General features: G+C 71.8%; 10 protein-coding genes. All 10 read right to left on the bottom strand.

The window, feature by feature from the left end; translation table 11 throughout:
* Positions 1 to 27 precede the first annotated feature (27 nt).
* The 10 genes from RE421_RS07720 to RE421_RS07675 all read right to left on the bottom strand — a co-directional run bounded on the left by RE421_RS07720 (position 28) and on the right by RE421_RS07675 (position 19,210).
* Positions 28 to 1,737: a serine/threonine-protein kinase gene (locus tag RE421_RS07720; protein ID WP_309816859.1), complete on the bottom strand. Its 1,710-nt coding sequence runs from the start codon at positions 1,735 to 1,737 to the stop codon at positions 28 to 30.
* Complete coding sequence (locus RE421_RS07715) at positions 1,734 to 3,599, bottom strand: FHA domain-containing protein (RefSeq protein ID WP_309816856.1); 1,866 nt, start codon at positions 3,597 to 3,599, stop codon at positions 1,734 to 1,736. Before RE421_RS07715 ends, RE421_RS07720 begins: the two co-directional genes overlap by 4 nt.
* The gene (locus tag RE421_RS07710) at positions 3,596 to 4,543 is read right to left on the bottom strand and encodes a protein phosphatase 2C domain-containing protein (RefSeq protein ID WP_309816853.1); all 948 of its coding nucleotides are present in this window, start codon (positions 4,541 to 4,543) and stop codon (positions 3,596 to 3,598) included. Before RE421_RS07710 ends, RE421_RS07715 begins: the two co-directional genes overlap by 4 nt.
* Positions 4,540 to 5,814 (bottom strand): RDD family protein, encoded by a 1,275-nt coding sequence (locus tag RE421_RS07705; RefSeq protein WP_309816850.1) that lies wholly within the window; start codon positions 5,812 to 5,814, stop codon positions 4,540 to 4,542. Before RE421_RS07705 ends, RE421_RS07710 begins: the two co-directional genes overlap by 4 nt.
* A gap of 8 nt (positions 5,815 to 5,822) precedes the next feature.
* The gene (locus RE421_RS07700; protein ID WP_309816846.1) at positions 5,823 to 8,384 is read right to left on the bottom strand and encodes a DUF3488 and transglutaminase-like domain-containing protein; all 2,562 of its coding nucleotides are present in this window, start codon (positions 8,382 to 8,384) and stop codon (positions 5,823 to 5,825) included.
* The gene (locus RE421_RS07695; RefSeq protein ID WP_309816843.1) at positions 8,381 to 9,766 is read right to left on the bottom strand and encodes a DUF58 domain-containing protein; all 1,386 of its coding nucleotides are present in this window, start codon (positions 9,764 to 9,766) and stop codon (positions 8,381 to 8,383) included. The genes RE421_RS07700 and RE421_RS07695 overlap by 4 nt, the downstream gene beginning before the upstream one ends.
* Positions 9,767 to 9,782: 16 nt before the next feature.
* On the bottom strand, positions 9,783 to 10,859 hold the full coding sequence (locus tag RE421_RS07690; RefSeq protein ID WP_309816841.1) for a MoxR family ATPase: 1,077 nt from the start codon (positions 10,857 to 10,859) through the stop codon (positions 9,783 to 9,785).
* Positions 10,860 to 10,930: 71 nt separating this feature from the next.
* Positions 10,931 to 17,113, bottom strand: a complete 6,183-nt coding sequence (locus RE421_RS07685) for an Ig-like domain-containing protein (protein ID WP_309816837.1) — start codon at positions 17,111 to 17,113, stop codon at positions 10,931 to 10,933.
* Between the two features lie 170 nt (positions 17,114 to 17,283).
* Positions 17,284 to 18,426 carry an adenylate/guanylate cyclase domain-containing protein gene (locus RE421_RS07680; RefSeq protein ID WP_396134637.1) on the bottom strand — a complete coding sequence of 381 codons (1,143 nt, stop codon included), beginning with the start codon at positions 18,424 to 18,426 and terminating at the stop codon, positions 17,284 to 17,286.
* A gap of 193 nt (positions 18,427 to 18,619) precedes the next feature.
* Complete coding sequence (locus tag RE421_RS07675) at positions 18,620 to 19,210, bottom strand: PH domain-containing protein (protein ID WP_309816830.1); 591 nt, start codon at positions 19,208 to 19,210, stop codon at positions 18,620 to 18,622.
* Between the last annotated feature and the right edge of the window lie 68 nt (positions 19,211 to 19,278).

Here is a 19,278-nt window from a genome sequence, read left to right as displayed (position 1 = left end):
CTGTGGGGACCCGTATTGAGACAGGGTCTATTCCAGACACCCCACGGTCGGATCGGACTGCTTGCCGTTGGATCGGATCACGACCACCTCGATGCAGGTCCGGTCCCCGTCCAGCACCGGCGTGCTGGCCGTGGCCTCGTCCGCCGTGGTGATCCGCCCCTTGCCGGTGGCGGTGGTGGTCCGCCACATGTAGGTGTCACCGTCCTTCGGGTCCGGATTCTCCCACGTGAAGACGGCCTCCCCGGCCTCCGCGCTGGCGGTCACGCCCTCCGCGGCGGCCACGGGGTCCTCGGGCTCCGGGACCGGCAGCCCCGGGGACCCGCTGATGAACGTGGGATCCGGGTCCTCCCGCGGCTGGACCGCGAGGTTGTTGGCGAGCCAGACGGCCCCCACGATCCCCAGCACGAGCACCACGAGCGAGGCGATGATCCCGACCTTGTTCTCCGAGATCCACGCCGCGGCCGGTGAGGACCCCGTCCTCTCCTCCACGCGGTGCGCGGTGGTGCCATCCGGCTCCCATTCGCCGCCGGCGTCGGGATAGGTCCGGGCGGGGCGCTGCGGGACCCGGGAGCCGGCCCACCCGCCGCCCACCCGGCCCCCCATGATGGTGGGGTCGTCGTCCGGGGAGGCCCCGGCCGGCGTCGTGCCCGGAATACCGCCCCGGGTTCCGCCCGGGGCCGGGCGCATGACCGTGGCGTCCTCCACCTCGTCCGCCGGTCGCCCCGGCGCGGAGGGCGGGGGCATCGGCGGGAAGTGGCGGGAGGTGTTCGTGGAGCCACGGTCCGGGTCGATCGAGACGACCTGCCGGACGCGGGTGGCGTCGCCGCCCTCCTCGGTCTCCTCGTCCTCGGCCTCGAGGGAACCGGACTCGTCCATCACCTCGAAGGGCGTGACGGACAGGCCCAGCTCGGTCTGGACGCGTTGCAGGGCCAGCGCGAAGGAGTGCGCGGAGGGGAAGCGGGAGCCGGGGTTCTTGGCCATGGCCGTGGCCAGCACCAGCTCCAGGGAAGCCGGCATGTCCGCCCGGTTCAGCGGCGGCAGCGGGGCCTTGGCGATCCGGGAGATCAGTTCCTTCTGCGAGTTGTCCGCCCCCGGGCGCACGAACGGGGAGCGCCCGGCCAGCAGCGTGTACAGGGTGGCGCCCAGGGACCAGACGTCCATGGCGAAGCCGTCCGGGCTGCCGCCGGCGAAGGCCTCCGGGGCGGACCACGGGATGGACATGCCGGCGTCGTCGTCCAGCATGTCCATGGTCCCGGAGATCCCGAAGTCCGTCAGGGCCGGACGGTTGTAGTCCGTGGTGAGGATGTTGGCCGGCTTGATGTCCCGGTGCATGATCCCCGCGCGGTGGGCCGACTCCACGGCGGAGGACACCTGGATCCCCAGCGCCAGCACCTCATCCACGCCCAGCCGCGAGCGGCGGTAGCGCACGTCCAGGGACGGCCGGGAGCAGTACTCCATGGCCAGGTAGGAGTGGCCGTCCTCGGTGATGTCCGCCTCGTAGATCGTGACGATGTACGGGTGGGAGGACAGCTGGGCCATGAGGTTGGCCTCGGACTCGAAGGACTTGCGCGCCCGTTCGGTCTTCAGCCCGGACAGCAGGACCTTGATGGCCACCTTGCGCCGGGGCCGATCCTGCTCGTAGAGGTAGACGTCCGAGAAGCCGCCCGAGCCGAGCAGGCTGACGTACCGGAAACCGCCGATGTGCGGCGGCGGCGCCGGTGGACGCTTTGCGCTCACAGCAGCCCCTCGAAGCGCAGCGAGACGCCGTCACCCAGGTCGGCGATATCCCCGTCCAGGACCATGAGGGACTCACCCTGGCCCAGCCGCCGCGGTGCCTGACCCTCACGGATCAGCACCGTGCCGTTCGTGGCCTTGAGGTCCCGCAACTGCACGTGCCAGCCCTCCAGCACCACCTCGCAGTGGGAACGGGAGATGTCCCCGTTCGGGCTGCGGACCTGCACCATCCGGGGCATGGTGCCGGAGCCGACCCGGTGGGCCTGGGGCTGGCGGCCCACCACGGCCGGGCGGTCCAGCTCCACGACCTCCCCCGTGGACATCCGGAGGCGGCCCAGCGACGGGCGGCGCACCTGCTGGGCCTCACCGCTGAGCGACTGCCCGCAGATCCCGCACGTCGCGTTGGTCGGCGGGTTGGCGTGGCCGTTGGAACACTGCCGGGCCAGCACCACGGGACCGGTGGACGGCGGTGGCACCGGAGTGGGCGCAGCGGCGGCCAGGTCCTCCGGCGCCAGGTCGGACTTCATGACGGTCTCGCCGTCGTGGTCCTCCTCCGCGAGGACCGGCGGGCCGGCCACACCCGGGCCCGACGGCGGCCCGGCCGGTGGCTCTGGCCGCGCCGGGACGGACGCCGGGCCGGGGGCGGACGGCGACAACACGGTGTCCGCGTCGTCCGCATCCTCCGCGTCCGTGGGATCGGGGCCGGGGGCTTCCACCGGCCCGTCGGCGTGCTCCCCGTCGTCCTCGAAGGACGGAGCCGGCGCCACCGTCATGTTCAGGTCGGCGGGGACCTCCACCATCGACCCCTCGGCCGCCTCCGGTCCCTGCTGGGACTCCGAGGTCGGTGCCGGCACGGCCTTCCGGGCCGCTGCCAGCCACGGCACCGAGTCGATCAGTTCCTGGGGACCCGGCACGGAGCTGGCCGTCCGTGCCGACTGCCCCGTGGCGGCCTCGCGGCCCGAGGCGGGGCCGGCGGGCGAACTGGCGGGCGCGCTGGCGATGGTCTGCTCGTCGACGTCCTCTGCGTCCCCCGGTTCCCCGGTGCTGCCGTCGTCGGCGCCCTCGGCGGCTTCCTCGGCCGCTTCCTGGTCAACGGTCGGGGCCGAGGCGGGCTCGGTCCTTGTCTCGGGCGCGATGGTGACGTCCTGGTCCGTGACATCGTCTGCGGCGGGCTCCGGATCCTGCTCCTCCGATTCCTCGGATTCCTCCGGGGTTCCCTGCTCCTCCGGCTCGGGTTCGGGTTCCTCCCCCGCTGCGCTGTCCTGGGCGGGCTCGGACTCAGGCTCGGCCTCGGGCTCGGGCTCGGGCTCGGGCTCGGGCTCCGGCTCGGGCTCGGGCTCGGGGGCATCCTCGGCGTCGGGCTCGTCCGGCGTGGGCGCCTCGCCGGCCACGCCGTGGTCGGGGCTGAGGGTCGCGAGGTCGGCGTGCAGGGAGCCCAGCCGGACGGCTCCCGATTCCAGGGGCAGGTTCTCGACATCCGAGACGGTGTCGTCCACGAGCAGCTCGAACGCGCCGATGTCCCGGAACACCCGCTCGTTCCACGTGGCCACGCCCGTGCCGTTCAGCTCGGACTCGCCCCCGGACGTGCCGGTCATCCGCAGGGATACCTCACCGCGCAGGATGGCGTGCACCGAGGTGCCCTCACGGAAGGACACGATCGCGAAGGACGGCAGTCCCGTCAGGTCCAACCGGCCGGACAGCACCGTGGCGAGCACCTGCTCCACGCCCGGGGCCCCGGCCAGCAGGTCCCACACCACGGCAGCCGTCTCCTCGCTGGCGTCCGCGGGCAGCGCCACGAGGCACCGCCCCCGCACCAGGCCGAGCCATCCTCCCGCGCTGTAGCGAACTCGCACCATCTGGCTCATCGTCCGTCGTCCTTCCCCTCGGCCCCGGCGCCAGCGTCAGTCCCGGGCTCACCGTCCGGGCCGTCCATGCCGAACACGCGCCCGCCGTTGACCATCCTTCCGCCGCTGCCGCCGTCGAACCGGGGCCGCGTGGTCTGGTGTTCGTCCCCCTCCTCCGGCCGGGGGGAGGTGGTGATCCGTTCTCCCTCGGCGTCGGTGTCCTCCACGTCCACCACGATCACGGTGATGTTGTCCCGGCCCCCGCCGTCCAGGGCCAGCCGGATGAGGACGTCCACCGCGTCCTGCGGTGAGTGCCGGTCCGCCAGCTGCTGGCGGATGTCCTCATCGGAGACCTCGGAGGTCAGGCCGTCCGAGCAGATCATCAGGCGGTCCCCATCATGGACGGACAGCATCCAGAAGTCGGCCTCGGATGCCTCCCCGGTCCCCAGCGCCCGCGTGATGACATGCCGGCGGGGGTGGTGGCGTGCCTCCTCGGCGCTCAGGTACCCCTCGTCCACCAGCTCCTGGACCTCGGAGTGGTCCACGCTGATCTGGGCGAACTCCCCCTCGGAGAGGCGGTAGGTGCGCGAGTCCCCCACATTGAAGACCATCCAGTACAGGCCCTGCAGCTCCCGGACGATCGCCACCCCGGCCAGCGTGGTGCCTGCCCGGGAGCCACCGACCCGGCGGATGGCGTCATCTGCGGTCACCATGAGCTGCTGCAGTTCATCCGCCGTGAGGTCGTTGCGGACCTCCTTGACCCCGGCGGCCAGGGTCTCCACGCAGATCCTGCTGGCGACCTCTCCGGCCTCATGGCCGCCCATGCCGTCGGCCACGGCGAAGAGGTTGCCCGTGACCACCAGCGAGTCCTCGTTCAGTTGCCGGCGCAGGCCCCGGTGAGAACCGAAGCCGTAGTTCAGTCGGAACGGTCGTTGGGGTGCGTCCTCGGTCGTCTCCAAGGTCATGCAGCCGACACCGTGAAGGAGCGGTCCCCGAAGTGCACGGTGGCGCCCACCGGGGCCAGGACCGGCTGCCCGGGTTCGAGGCGCTGGCGCTCGCCCCCGCGAGGGGTCACCCCCGAGCCGTTGGTGGAATTGCGGTCCGTCACCCACACGCCGGTCGAGTCCACGATCAGGTGCAGGTGGGTCTTGGACACGGAACGGCCCATGTCCGCGAACGGGATGAGCAGGTCCACGCTCTCCCCCGCCGCGGAGGCCGGGTTGCGCCCCACGAGGGCGGAGCCGGCCAGCACGTGGTGCTGGCCGTCGTCGAACCGCAGCTTCACGGCGGACGGGTCGGCGGAGCGGCGGCTGCGCAGCTGGGTGGAGCCCATCTCCTGGTCCGGGTCCACGGCCTCGGCCGTGCCACCGACCACCACGACCTGGCTCTCCTGGTATCCGGAGGAGGACCGGCCGGCACCGGAGGTCCCCGGCGCCGACGGCGCGGCGGTGGGGGCCGGCGTCGGGCTCGGGGACGGCGCAGCCGGCGCGGCGGGCGCGTGGGCGGCCGGCTGCGGTGCCGGTGCGCTCGGGGCCTGGCCGGGTGATGCGGCCTGCGGCTGGACCGGCTGCTGCGGCCCGGCCGCCGGGGCACCGGGCACGGAGGTGATGGGCCCGGCGGCGACCGCCGGGTTGAAGGCGGGCCACCGTGAGGCGGGCGGCACGGAGACGCCGGTCTCGGGGTGGCCCGGGTCTCCGGGCTGCAGGGTGCCGGGGGCGAACGTGGACGGGCCGAAGAGCCCGCCGGTGGTCAGCGGGTTGCGCCCGGCGTTGACATCCACCACGAGCGTCCGGGCGACCTTGTCATGCCAGCCCTGGCGCTGGTGGTTGGTGTCCCAGAGGTTGGACAGCAGCATCAGCACGGGCCCGACCACCGGGACGAGCCCGCTGACGGCGATGATGACCCACCGCAGGAAGATGGGACCCCAGCCTGCACTGGTGCCCTCCTCCGAGGTCACCCGCAGCCCCAGGACCAGGTTGCCGGGCGTCTTGCCGGCGGAGGCCTGCCAGCCCCACAGCCACACCGTGTAGGCCAGCGTCACCACGGAGGTCACCAGCATGGCCAGCGTGTAGGTGGCGAGGGCCTCCTGCTGGGCCACGCCCGAGGAGCTCAGCACGGCGGGGAACGTGGCACCGGTGACGATGCCCACGGCGGCTGCCGGAAGGACCTGATCGATCAGCCAGGCCGCCAACCGCTTGCCGGCCGGGGCATTGACCAGGTTGAGCGTTTTCTGCACGGGGTACCTTATTCCTGTTCCTTGCGGGCTTGCTGGTCCACTGTACGGACAGATCGGCTGCCGTCGCCACGCCGGGAGGCCCGGGTCTGGCGTTCGGCGGTCCGGTCGCCGCGGCGGCGTTCGGCCTGGCGCTCCCGGGTGGCCTGGCGCTGCAGCCTCTTCTCCTGCCGGCGCCGCCGGCGCCTGGATCGGGCCTCGAGCACGAGCGAACGCGGGGAGAACCTGGCCCGGAAGCGCGCCCAGCCGCCCACCGATGCCCGCATGCCCGTGAGGTTCTCGTCCACGCGGGCCCAGTAGTCGGCCACCTGTGCCTCGCTCGGCTCCCCCGGCCCGAAGACGGCCTGGTCCGCGCGGCGCGCCAACAGCGTGGTGCCCGCGGCCGCCGCCGGGAACGTCCCGGCCAGCTGCCCGGCGTGTTCACGCCGGGTGCCCGAGCGCTGCGGCTCCGAGCCCAGGTCCGTGGCCAGGGAGAGCACCTCGGACCAGCCGCCGGAGACCTGCTCGGCGGGGGTGTCCGCCGCCCGGCGCCGCTTGCGGCGGCGCCCCTTCAGGACGGCGATGACGATCAACGGGATCAGCAGGATGATCAGCGGGATCAACGAGTAGGCCACGATCATCACGAGCTGGCCCCACTGGTCCCACCAGGACCGTTCCTCCTGCTCGGCGTCCTGCGGCTCCGGCGCCGTGTCCGGGGGCAGGTCGGCCTGTTCCTGGGGCGGTGGCGGGGGCTGGAGCACCTGCGGCTTCGGCGTGGACTGGGGTTCCTGCTGCGGCGGCGTGGGGACGTTGTCCTTGTCCGGGGTGGGGTCCAGGGCGATCCAGCCGACGTTCTCGAAGTTGACCTCGACCCAGGCGTGGACGTCCTTGCCCTTGATCTGGATCGGGCCGCCGCCCTCGGGGTAGTTCTCCGGGTAGAAGCCCATCACCACGCGGGTGGGGATGTCCAGGGAACGGGCCATCAGGGACATGGCCACGGCGTACTGCTCGTCATCCCCGATCCACTGCTCGGCGTCCAGCAGCTGGGTGACGCGGCCGGCGTAGTGGCCGGAGAGTGAGGTGACCTCGCCCTCGCGGCCGTTGGAGAACGCTCCGGACTCGTGCAGGGTGGAGGCCAGGCCGCTGGCGATGGCGAAGGGCTGGTCCTGGTTGCCGGTCAGCTCGGCGGCCTTCTCCGGGACGATCTGCGGCACGCCGGTCAGCTCCGGCATCACGATCTCCCCGAAGTCCTGGCCCTCCAGGTCCTCCGGTGGCACCTGCACCGGGAAGACGACGTCCGCGGTGTAGGAGTCGCCCTGCTGCAGCGGGATGGTGGACAGCGCCGTCTCGTTGCCGTCGTTGTAGTACAGGGACTGGGAGAGCTGGTCGGCGCGCGGGCCCTGGAGCTCGGCGCCGCTGAGCTTGCCGCCGCCGGGCAGCCAGACCCCGTTGTAGGTCTCGATGGAGATGTCCAGGGTGCCGGTGGACCGGTTCGGGATCTCGGTGTCCGACGTGCCGGTGAGCTTGGAGGCGTCACCGACGGGCGAGAAGTTGCCGCCGGACTGCGGGTTCACGGTGTAGACCATGCCGTCATAGGCGTCCAGGGCGGCGAGCCGGACCCGCTGTCCCTCCGGCAGCCCGTCCACCGTGAACAGCACCTCCTCGTGCTGGTCCTTGACGTACTGGCGGAACTTCATCAGCGGGCTCGGGTAGTCGAAGAGCTCGATGGGGGGATCCACCACGTCCCGCAGCACCTTGCGGTCCTGTCCCTGCAGCAGCAGCGGCGAGGCCGCGGACGTGAGCAGGCCGGCCACGGCCAGCACGGCCGCTCCCATCCCGAGCCGGCGCCACAGCATCCTGCGCGCGGTGGCCGGGTTGGACACCGTGGTGGTCTCTGCCGAGGCGTCAGCCTGCGTGCCCTGCACGCGCATCCGGTGGTGGCGCCAGGCCAGCCAGGCCACGGAGGCCATCACCAGCACCATGCCGCGCACCAGGGCCATGGGCGCGTCCTTGGTGCCGAACAGGATCCCGACGGCGGTCATCACCAGGACCGGGATGATGGTCCAGTAGGGCAGGCGGACCCGCCAGGCCAGCACGCCGGCCACCAGGGCCGTGAGCAGCCCGGACAGGTACGGGGCCACGAGCATGCCGCCGTTGATGCCCACGGGGGCGGCCACCGTGAGGATGTCCTTCCACGCCGTGACGGGGCCGGTGACCAGGACGATCAGGGACTCCAGGCTGGGCAGGAACCCGGCGGCGGCCTCCACGGGGGCGGCCAGCGCGAAGCCGAACACCAGGTAGACGAGGATCGCCGCGCCGGAGGTCTTCCAGACGTTCCACCGCAGGTGGGCGCTGGCCAGGGCGAGACCCAGGCCCAGGACGATGCCGCCGAAGCCGGCCACCAGGTAGCGCCAGCCGCCCGCGAAGGTGTCATGGAAGCCGAGCACGCCGAGGCCGAGCAGGACCACGAGCACAGCGGCGTCGACGCCGACCTGTGACCAGGAGAAGCCGAGCCGCAGTCCCCGCTGGCGGGGCTGCTTCGGGCGCTGGGGGACCGCCGGGCGGGTCTCGGTGCGCTTGCCGCGGGCCATCATGCGGCCGCCTTCCGCAGGGCCAGGCCGAGGTCCTTGAGGTCGCCGATCGAGATGACGGTCAGGTCCCCGATGTTGGCGCGCTGGGTCTCCAGGCCGTGGGCGCAGCGGATGGCGAAGGCCCGCACCCCCGGGGGCACGTTGTTGGTGGCCTGGCGCAGGTCGCCGGCGCTCGGCTGGTCACCGGTGATGAGGAAGAACACGGAGGCGTTGGGGACATGGTCCGCCGTCTCGCGGGAGACGTCCACGCTCGTCTTGCGCAGCGACCTGCCCTCGATCCGCGTCATGTCATCCAGCATGTTCCGTCCCGTCTCGGTGTGGACCGGTCCCGCATGGGTCCGGATGGAGAGGTGGCGCTGTTCCTTGAAGGCCTCCAGCCCGATGGAGGCGGCCACGGAGATGGCCAGCTCGAAGTCGTTCTCGGTGGCGTACTCGGAGGTGTTCGTGGACAGGGCGATCGCCAGGTGCGCGCGCCGGGTCTCCTCGAATTGGCGCACCATGAGCTTGTTGGTGCGGGCCACGGTCTTCCAGTGGATGTGGCGGCGGTCGTCCCCCGGGACGTAGTCGCGCAGGGCGTGGAAGGAGACGTCCGCGCTGGACAGGTCCCGGGTGGGCAGGCCCTCGAGATCGCGGATGAACCCTGCCGAGGACCCCTGCAGGGCCACGGTACGGGGGTGGACGAAGAGCTCCTCCGGCTCGGTCCACTTCAGCTGCCGGCGCAGCAGGGACAGGGGGTCCTGGCGGACGGAGCGCACCGGCCCCACCGTGATCACCGCGCGGCGGTTGGTCGGGATGGTGAAGAGGTCCTCGTGCACCGCCGCGGGGCGCATGCGCGGCAGCTGGAACACGGCGGTGGCCCGGCCCACCGGGAGCTCCATGGCGGCGGGCATCAGCGCCTTGTCCGCCGTGTTGGTCACCTCGATGGCGCCCACGGCGCGGTCCCCCACGGCCACGCGGGAGCGGGCCAGGTCCAGCTCCACCCGGTACGAGGACCGGCCCAGGATGAACCCGATGGCCAGCAGCAGCAGGAAGACCCCGACGAGCCCGGCGATGAGCGCCTCCGCCCACCCGAACGCGAGCCCCACGAACCAGGAGATGGCGGTGATGGACAGCACGAGCCAGCCCAGCGGGGAGACCACGTCCAGGACGGGTCGGGCCCTGCGGCCCCACCAGGTGGTGGCGGCCTCACGGGCCGGCTCGGTGGTGACGGCCGTCGACTCGCGGAGGCGCCGCCAGCGGTCCTGCAGCTGGGCGGAGGTCCGGCTGGCCCTCTCGCCGGCCGCGGAGGCCCCCCGCCTCCGCCGCGAGGGCTGGGACTGCGGGGACCCCGGGGACGGCTGCGACCGTTGCGAGCGGCGCGTTCGAGGTGATGACTCAGTGCTCATGTGGTGCGGTGAACCCTCAGGCGCCGGTGGCGGAGGAGCCGCCGCGGTGGACGGTGTCCTCGGTCGCCTCGTCCGCGGCGGACGGGCCGTTGCCGGACGCCGAGACGCCCGCCATGGCGGCGGCCGGCGCCGAGCGGTGCTGCGGGGCACCCACAGTGGCCAGGACGCGGGTGAGCACGGCCTGCGGGGTGGCACCGGCGAACTCGGCCTCCGGGTCCAGGACCAGGCGGTGGGTCCACACGTCCGGGGCCAGGTCCTTGACGTCGTCCGGCAGGACGTAGTTCCGGCCCTGCGAGGCGGCGCGCACCTTGGCGGCCCGCACCATCGCCATGGCGCCGCGCACGGAGACCCCCAGGCGGGTCTCCTCCGCGGTGCGGGTCTCCTCGGTCAGCTCGGCGATGTAGTTCAGCACGGCGCCGTCCACGTGCACCGTGGTGCCGAGTTCCGTCATGTCCCGGATCGCCTGGGTGGTGATGATCGGGGACAGGGCACCGGAGCGGTCCTTCTGGGCGGCGCCGGAGAGCAGCTCCACGGTGGAGGCCCGGTCCGGGTAGCCGATCGAGGTCTTGATCAGGAAGCGGTCCAGCTGCGCCTCGGGCAGCTTGTAGGTGCCAGCCTGCTCGATGGGGTTCTGGGTGGCGATGACCATGAAGGGGCGCTCGTTGGTGTACGTCACGCCGTCCACGGTCACGCGGGCCTCCTCCATGACCTCCAGGAGGGCCGACTGGGTCTTCGGCGAGGCACGGTTGATCTCGTCCGCCAGCACGATGTTCGCGAAGATCGGACCCCGGTGGAACTCGAACTCCTGCGACTTCTGGTCGTAGATGGTCACGCCCGTGACGTCCGAGGGCAGCAGGTCCGGGGTGAACTGGATGCGCGAGTGGGTGCCCTTGACCGTGGCGGCCAGCGAACGGGCGAGCATGGTCTTGCCGGTGCCGGGGGCGTCCTCCAGCAGGACGTGGCCATCCGTGAGCATGGCCGTGAGGACCAGCGAGATGACGTCCTCCTTGCCCAGGATGGCCTGGCCGATGTTGTCCGAGATCTTCTCGAACGTCCCGGCGAACCACTCGGCCTGTTCGGTGGTCATGGTCATGGGTGTTGCTCGCTTTCGTGGTGGTTCAGAGGGCTCGGTGGTCGATCTGGGACGGCTGGACACTGTGGGGTCTACCAGGGATGGATCTGGCCGGAGTCGACGCCGCCGACCTTGGCCCAGACGCGCATCCCGGGCTGACTCGGCCAGCCACCGTGCCAGCAGTTGATCATCTTGCGGGTGTTGCCGCTGGCCGGCACCGAGATCGAGTGGGTGCTGTTGTTGAAACGGTGGGCCCCGCCGTTGCTGGTCCAGCACTGGACCTCGTGGTTGCCCGCGGGGAAGTCCTGGACCTCCACATCGAACCTCCGGCAGTCGATGTTGCACCCTGGCTCGCTGACGGGAGAGCCAGGACGCAGGATCACCTTCGGGTCCGGCGGGGGCGGAGGGGCAGGGTCGGAGGTCGCGCTGCCCGTCCAGGACTTCGCCTGGCCCTCACTCGGGGTGGCCGTGACCGTGATGGTCCGTTGCTCCGAGTAGCCGGTGCTCACGCTCTGCGAACCGTCGTTCGGCGTGTTCCCGGACCCCGAGATGGACACCGTGACCGTGACGGGGCGGCCGTTCGCGTAGGCCGACTCGTTGGAGCCCCAGTTGAAGTCGACCTTCTTCTCTCCGCCGGAGGCCTTGATGTTCGAGGCATCACGGACGGGGCCGTAGGCGCTCTCCTGGTTGGAGGCGCTCGACGGATCACCGGCGCCGGCGGCGTTGAGGGCCCGCACCTTCACGGTCACGTTCTTGCCGTTGCTGCCCACGTTGATGGTGCTGCCCGGCCCGCCCAGGGACTGCCAGCTGCCGCCGCTGACCTGGTACTGGTATCCCGTGATGGGTGAGCCGTTGGCGGATCCGGGGTTGAAGTCGACCGAGATCCGGTTGTTCGCACCGGTGGCGTCGATCGACGGCGTCGAGGGGGCCTTCGGGCGCCCATAGGGGGTGACCGCGGTGGACCGCGGCGAGGCCTCGGACGTGCCGACCCGGTTGGTCGCCTCCACAGAGAACGTGTAGGAGGCGGTCGTCTTCAGGCCGGTGACCTGCTGCGAGGTGCCGCTGGTGTTGATCGACTTGAGGAAGGAGCCCCCCTCATACACGTTCAGCGTGTAGCCGCTGATCGTGGCGCCGTTGGCGTTCGGCGCCTTCCAGCTCACGTTGGCCACGCCGCCGTTGACCGCGGACTCCGCCCGGGAGGCCGAGGGCGCCAACGGCTGCATCGGTATGCCGGCCGGGGTGATCGAGGAGGACCATCCGGAGAATTCGCTGGGCCGGTCCGCGTCGTTCACCGCCTGGATCCGGAACTGGTACGCAGTACCGTTCGTCAGCCCCTCCCAGGTAGTGGAGGTGCCGGAGACCGACTTCTGGGACACGCCGTTGGCCGGGGCCGGGGAGATCTCCACCGTGTAGGAGGTGATGGGTGAGCCGCGGTTGACCGGTGCGGTCCACGTCAGGTCGATCTTCCGGTCTCCGTCGGTGCCCTGAGGCGGGGCCGGGCGTTCGGGCTCGACGTCCGGGCGGGCCGGGGCGGAGGCCACGGAGGGATCGGACTCGCCGACCTCGTTCGTGGCCGTGACGGTGAAGGTGTACTCCTGGTTGTTCGTCAGCCCGGAGATGGTGCACGTGGTGGCCGCGCAGTCCTGGTTCACGCCGTCGGCCGTCACGGTGTATCCGGTGATGGCGGCGCCGTTGTTGGCCGGGGCGTCCCAGGTGAGCACCACCTCGGAGTCGCCCACCGAGTCCACGCGCGGGACGCCGGGGGCCTCGGGTGCGCCCTTGACGTTGAGGGTGATGGTCCCCTGGACCTGGCGGTCGGGGTCCCCGGTCATGTCCTGCACGGTGTACTGGACGGTCATCTGCCCCACGAGGTCTTCGCCGGGGGTAACCACCACGCTGTCACCGGAGGTCACGGCGGTACCGGAACCACCGGAGATCTCCGTGCTGATGAGCGTCAACGCGCCCTCCCCCTCGAAGGGGTTCACGTCATTGGCCAGCACGGGCACGGTCTCGGCCCGGCCCTGGTGGGCATCCGGCACGGTGTCCGGATTGGCCACGGCCAGCGGACGGTCGGAGGCGTTCACGGTGATGGTCACCTGGGCGGGCACGGGGTCGGACTTGCCGTCCGTCACCGTGACCTGGACGGTGCCGCGGGTCCCCTTGGGGGTGTCGGCACCGGCGGAGGCGGTGAGGACCGAGCCCTCCAGGTTCACGTCCACGCCCTCGATCGAGGACTCCCCCACCGCGAAGGTGAGGTTCTCGGCGTCGTCCGGGTCCGGGTCGGACGCGGCCTGTGCCAGGTCGAGGCGGGCGGCATCACCCCCGGCGGCCACCTCCAGGGTGTTGGACTGGAAGACGGGTGGCTTGTTCTCGTCAGGACGCGGCAGCACCGTGATGGGCTGGGTGAGGACGGCCTTCAACCCCTCGGGGTCGTCCGGCCCGGAGCCGTCCGTGACCTCGAACGTCACCGAGGCGGCGCCGGAGAAGTCCGCCGGGGCCGTGAAGACCAGATCCGTGGCGGAGCTGACCAGCCCGCCCACGGACTCCGGCGTGGAGGCCACCTTAGACTCCTCGGTGAGCCGCGGGGACGTGCCGTCCCGGACCGCGACCAGTTCGTCCAGGTCCAGGGGGAGCTCCTCGCCGGCCGTGACCTCCAGCGGCGCGTCGGAGCGCAGGGTGGGGCGGGCCTCGCCGGCGCCGGGGACGATCACGAAGGCGTAGGCGGAGAGGTCGTCGGCGTCGGTGAGCCGGTAGGTGATCAGCTGCGGGTTGGACTGCACGGGGACCACCAGCTGGTGGTCCCCGGTGAGCGTGACGCCCTCGGGGTTGTCCGGCAGGTCCACCACCAGGTCGTCCGGGGTGCCGTCCGGGTCCTCGTCGTTCTTGAGGAGGTCCACGGTGACCTCGTCCCGGTCCACGGTCTCCTGGAAGGACACGCGGTCGTCGCGGGCGATCGGGGCGCGCAACGGCGCGTCCGGATCGGACTCGACCGTCAGGGTCCCGGTGTCCTGGCCGCCACGGCCGTCGGTGATCGTGTAGCGCACGGAGGTGAAGCCGGCCTCGGCCGGGGACGTCAGCAGGATCCGACCGTCCACCAGGGCGGCATCGGAGCCCTCGGTGGCCTCCAGCGTGTCCACGAACTTCAGCTCGTCACCGTCCGCGTCCGTGTCATTGGCCAGCACGTCCACGGCCACCGGGCGGTCTGGGCGGACCCGGATGGAGTCGTTGACCGCCACGGGCGGGGTGTTCTCCTGCGCCACGGGGGCGATGCCGACCATCACGGTGCCGGTCGAGCGGGCCCCGAGGCGGTCCTCCACCACGTAGGTGAACACGTCGGTGCCGGTGGAGCCGGCGGTGGCCGTGTACTCGATCGAGTTCGCGGTGACCTTGGCCGAGCCCTTGGTCGGCGGGGTCTCCAGCTGCACCAGGGACACCGAGTCGCCGTCCGGGTCGATCCCGTCCAGCGGGACCGGCATGGCCACGGTCTCGCCGGAGAACACCCGGCCCTCCACGGTCTCCGGGGACGGCGGGGAGTTGTTCTCCAGGTCGGCCGCGTTGACGTGGAACGTGACCCGGGCGGAGGCCTGCTGGCCGTCCGGTCCGGACACGGTGTACACGGCGGAGACGGTCTTGGCCTCCTCGCCCGCGCGGAAGCGGATCTGGTCGTCCGAGACGGACACCAGCCCGTCGGCGGGGTCCACGCCCTCGGCCAGCTCGGGCTCGAGCGTCATCTCCGCGTTGTTGGGGTGCACGTCGTTCTCCAGGACGGGCACGGTGACCACGTCGCCGGCTCGCACCACGGCCGTGTCCGGGTTGGGGCGCGGCGGCTCCATCTTCTCCGGGGCCGGGATCGGGATGACGGTGACCTCACCCTGGGAGGCCGCCGAGCCGTTCGTCACCGTGTAGGAGAAGGTGACCGGCCCGGTCATGCCCTGCTGGTCGGTGATGCGCAGCACGGCGTTGCGTTCCACGGAGACGTTGAACGGCGCGTCGTCCGGCACGTCGACCTGCTGGGCCACCAGCACGCCGCCCTCGGGGTCGGAGTCGTTGCCGAGGATGTTGACGAGCACCTCGCCGTTGGCCGGCAGCAGGGCCACGTCACGCACGGCCACCGGCGCACCGGTGTTCTGGTCCGGGTCCTTGACGTCCACCCGGATCAGCCCGGGCGCGGAGGAGGGTCCGTTGGTGGCCACGTACTTCAGGTAGAAGGCCTTCTCCTGGTCCGAGCGGAAGGACACGGTGCCCGTGTCCGTGTTCATCTCCGCCTCGGCCCCGGAGACCGGGTCCACGTGGGCCAGCCGCAGCTCTCCGCCGGTGGGGTCGAAGTCGTTCTCCAGGGGCGAGAAAGTGGCCTCCTCCCCCACGTTGACGGTCACGTGGTCCGTGGCCGTGATGGGCGGCGCGGCCCCCTTCGGCAGCACCTCCACCACCACGCGGCCGGTCGCGGACTCGCGGCGGTCGGAGACGGTGATCTCGAGTTCCTTGGTGCCGTCGGTCTTGCCGACGTCCTCGAAGGTCAGCACGCCGTCCGGGCGCACCCGGACCACGTCCCCGTCCTCGGAGACGGCGCCCATCAGCTGCAGGTCGTCGCCGTCCGGGTCCTGCCAGTCGGTGAGGATGTTCTGCGAGACCTCCGTGCCGGCCTGGACCCGCAGCGTGGTCACCCGCTGCTGCTCCGGCTTGGAGTTCTCGTCCTCCGGGACCACCCGCACGGTGGCCTGGGCCTGGTCCGTGCCGCCGCGGCCGTCGTCCGCGGTGTAGGTGAAGCTCGAGGAGCCGGACGCGTCCTCCGGGACCACCATCTGGAATCCCGTGCCGTCGTAGATCTGCTGCAGGGTTCCCGTCTCCGGCTGGTCCCCGGAGAGCTCGGCGGTCAGCAGGTCCCCGTCCGGGTCCACGTCGTTGAAGAGCACCGGCAGGGCGGTGGTGCGCCCGGCGCGGACGCCGAAGGAGTCGTCCTGCGCCACCGGCTTCTGGTTCTCCTCCTGACGGTCCGGCAGCTCGATCGAGTCGGTGATCTCGTCCGACTCCTCCTCCTCCTGCTCGCCCTCGCCCTTCGGCGGCTCCAGGTCGGACCAGTTGTTGACGATCTTCATGCCGTCCGCCACCAGCCAGGTGTTGCCCTGGGAGACGTCGTTGAGGACCACCACGTCCCGGTTGACCCGGAAGACCATCTGGGCCTCGGCCGGCATCTCCGGGATGCGCTCGGTGGTGTCCCGGGCGTCGTCGTCGCAGTCCCGCTGGTAGATCCCGGAGCCCTGCCACGCGGCGTGGGTGCAGGTGCCCACGCGCACCGGTTGGATCGGACTGCCGGTCTCCTCCACGGGCGCGTACTGCGCTTCCCCGCCGCCCAGCGGCACGGTCGCCGTCTTGTTGGCGAGCGCGACGACGGCCCCGGCCGCGTCCGGACCCGGTGCCTGGAGCTTGCCCTCCCCCGGGTCGACGACGGCCGAGGAGTTGCCCTCGGAGGTCACCAGAGTGCCCGAGGCGGCGTCGAAGACGACGCCCGTCTCCCCCACGGCCGAGATCTGCGGCTCGGCCAGGCCGGAGAGCCCGTCGATCTCGGTGGAGGAGATCTCCCGGAACCCGGCCGGGTCGGTCTCCGCGCCGCCGTCGTTCTCCTCCGAGGAGTCCTCCGGCTCCTGCTCCGCCTGCTCGCCGTCCCCGACGGCCTCGGTCCGGCTGGCCTGCTCGCGCAGCTCCTCGTCCGTCAGCGGGCGGAAGCCCTTGATCAGGTCGGCGTCCAGGTCGGCGACCCACACCGTGTCATCCCGGCCCACGGCGGAGAGCACGCGGCCCTCGGCCTCGTACAGGGGGTCCGCGGTCTCGGAGGACATGGCACCGAGGTTCTCCGTGGTGGCGGCGTAGACGCGGCCCCGCTCGGCGTCCGAGACGGCCACGATCCGCTGGCCGTAGGAGAAGGAGGAGTTCGCCGGCAACATCGTCTCGTCGGAGAGCACGAAGGCGGCGGGGTCCACGGCGGTGGCGGCACCCATCTCCAGGTCCCGCAGGTACACCCGGTCCGCGTGCTGTGCCAGGTCGTACTCGGTCATGGTGGTGGCCACGCCACCGTCCAGGGTCTGGGACTGGTAGTTGAGGTGGGCTACCTTGTTCTCCTCGTGGTTGACCACCCAGACGCCGCCGTCGTTGAGGTCCACGTCTGCGGTCTGGAAGCCCGGGTAGAGGATGGCGCCGGTGAGCGCCACTGCGGAGACGCCGATGAATGCCGTTGCCTTCAGGGCGCCCTGACGCCCTGCTCCGAAACCAGTCCCCACGTTTTCCCCCGTCAGCGAATGCACCCGGTCCGCCGCGCGCGTACGGCGCGGCAACCACCCGACCGAGTCTAGCGGTTCCGCTCACGGCACAAACCCTTTTTGGTCCCGCCACCGATGGGGAGAACTCCCCATGTGGGGTGGTTGCGAGGGCCGGGCCGACGGGGGCCGGCTCAGTCCACCACGAGTCCGTTGCCCGTGCCGGCCATCAGGATGGACGGGCGGATCTCGCCGAAGCCGCGGACCATCTGGGGCGGTTGCGGGACCAGCACGAAACGCTCGTCCCCCTCCAGGGCCATGGCCGTCATGGCGTCCACCAGCACGGAGCCGGGGTCCGCGAGAGCGGTCAGCCGGGAGGCCAGGTTCACGGTGGGTCCGTAGATGTCCCCCAGCCGGGAGAGCACGCGGCCCCAGACCACGGAGACCCGGGAGGAGGGCAACACCTGGTCCTCGGACATGGCCTTGGCCAGGGCCAGGCCGATCTGGGCGCCGGCCTCCGGGGTCTCGGCGTTGAACATGACCTCGTCCCCGATGGTCTTGACCAGCCGGCCGCCGCCGATCGAGATGATCTCCGCGCACTTGGACTCGAAGCGCTGCACCATCTGGGCCAGGGTGCGCTCGTTCATGCGGCGGGACAGGGAGGTGTAGGAGACCATGTCCGCGAAGCCCACGGCACGGGCCAGCGGCAGGGGGGCGTCGTCCTCGGAGCCGTCACGGCCCACGGCGCTGGCCGCTAGCCCGGCCTCCACCCGGACCGTGAGGCGCTGCAGGGCCGAGTTGAGCTGGCGCCGGTAGGAGTAGGCCATCACCTCCTCGAGGGGTTCGATGATCTCCGGCAGCATGCGCACCACCTCGCGGCGGGCCTGCGGGTCCGTCATGCCCTCGCTGATCTTGTTCTCCACGAGGGCCTCGATCTGCCACACCACCATGCGGTCCGTCATCTGGCCGATTGAGCGGGTCAGGGAGATGGCGGTCTCCTCGTTGAGGATGCCGCGGCGGACCAGGTCGATCATGGTGCCGATCGCGTCGGTGTCCAGCTGGGTGAACGCCTTGTCCTCGTCCTTGACGTTGGGGAAGCCCAGGGCGCGCCAGAGCTTGCGGGCGGAGATCAGGGAGACGCCGAGCTCGCTGGCCATGTCCCGCCGGGTCATGGTGCGGGAGCCGCCGAGCAGCTCCTTCTCCAGCGTGGAGATCGCCTGGGTCCAGGTGCTGGCGTCGTTCGCGTCCTGCAGGGCCAGGGCGGCCGTGGAGGTGGTGTCCGGCGGCGGGGCCTTCCGGACCGGCCGGTCCTGGTCCGGCGGGGTCACCGTCTCCATCTGCGCGGTCCGCGGGATCGGCACGGGGGCCGGGCCGGCGTCGGGCCCCTCGACGGCGCCGGCGGGATCGGCAAGGTCGGCGGTGCCGGTGGTGCCCCGGAGGCCCTGGAGGAGTTCCCCCAGGTCGCTGTCCCCGGCGTCCAGGTCCAGCGGTTCGGGCAGCTCGTCCCAGTCGTCGATCGGTGTGGTCTCGTCAGCCACGGTAGGCCCGTCCCCTTCCGCCGAGGAGGCCGTGGGGTTCCGCCCGGACGGGGGCGGGTGCCGGCCCCGGCGCCGGCGCCGGCGCGGGAGCCTGGGGGGCGCCGCCCTGGAGCGAGACCTCCCGGCGCAGCGCGCCGACCTCGAGCAGGATCAGTTCCCGGAAGCGCACGGCCTCCGGCATGTTGGCCAGCACCCAGGAGCCCCCGGAGCCGTGGTCCACGATCAGGTCCCCGGACTGGGAGATCCGTTGCCGGCGGCGTTGGCGCATCCGGACATCGTGGACAGAGAGCAGGTGCAGGGTCCGTTCCCGGGACGCCCCGATGCCGGCCCGATGGATGATCCGGCGGGTGGTGAGCAGGGTGCGGCGGTTGAGCCAGCGCCAGGCGGGGCGCAGGCAGCCGAAGAACAGGGCGGCGGCGGCCAGGATCCAGACGAGGCCCACGAACCAGCTGCGGGCCCCGGCCACCAGGTCCGGCAGGTCCGGCCGGGCCAGGAGCCCCTGGACGTAGCTGGTGCCCAGGGCGATCAGCATCAGGCGCAGGATGGGTCCGGTCAGCGCGCGCGGGTGCGAGCGGGTGCGCACGCGTACCTGTTCGCCGGGTGCCAGTCTCAGCCCCACCTCGTCACCGACCTCTCATGCTCAGCGGCGTT

Source organism: Citricoccus sp. I39-566 (assembly GCF_031432995.1).
Classification (GTDB): domain Bacteria; phylum Actinomycetota; class Actinomycetes; order Actinomycetales; family Micrococcaceae; genus Citricoccus; species Citricoccus nitrophenolicus_A.
The sequence above is the reverse complement of the archived record's forward strand: the minus strand, read 5'-3'. Positions and strand labels throughout refer to the sequence as shown.

Bases quoted from the DNA above. Each gene is read 5' to 3' on its own strand.
- RE421_RS07680 (WP_396134637.1), bottom strand. From the start codon at position 18,426: ATGGAGACGGTGACCCCGCCGGACCAGGACCGGCCGGTCCGGAAGGCC.
- RE421_RS07715 (WP_309816856.1), bottom strand. From the start codon at position 3,599: ATGAGCCAGATGGTGCGAGTTCGCTACAGCGCGGGAGGATGGCTCGGC.
- RE421_RS07710 (WP_309816853.1), bottom strand. From the start codon at position 4,543: ATGACCTTGGAGACGACCGAGGACGCACCCCAACGACCGTTCCGACTG.
- RE421_RS07700 (WP_309816846.1), bottom strand. From the start codon at position 8,384: ATGATGGCCCGCGGCAAGCGCACCGAGACCCGCCCGGCGGTCCCCCAG.
- RE421_RS07695 (WP_309816843.1), bottom strand. From the start codon at position 9,766: ATGAGCACTGAGTCATCACCTCGAACGCGCCGCTCGCAACGGTCGCAG.
- RE421_RS07690 (WP_309816841.1), bottom strand. From the start codon at position 10,859: ATGACCATGACCACCGAACAGGCCGAGTGGTTCGCCGGGACGTTCGAG.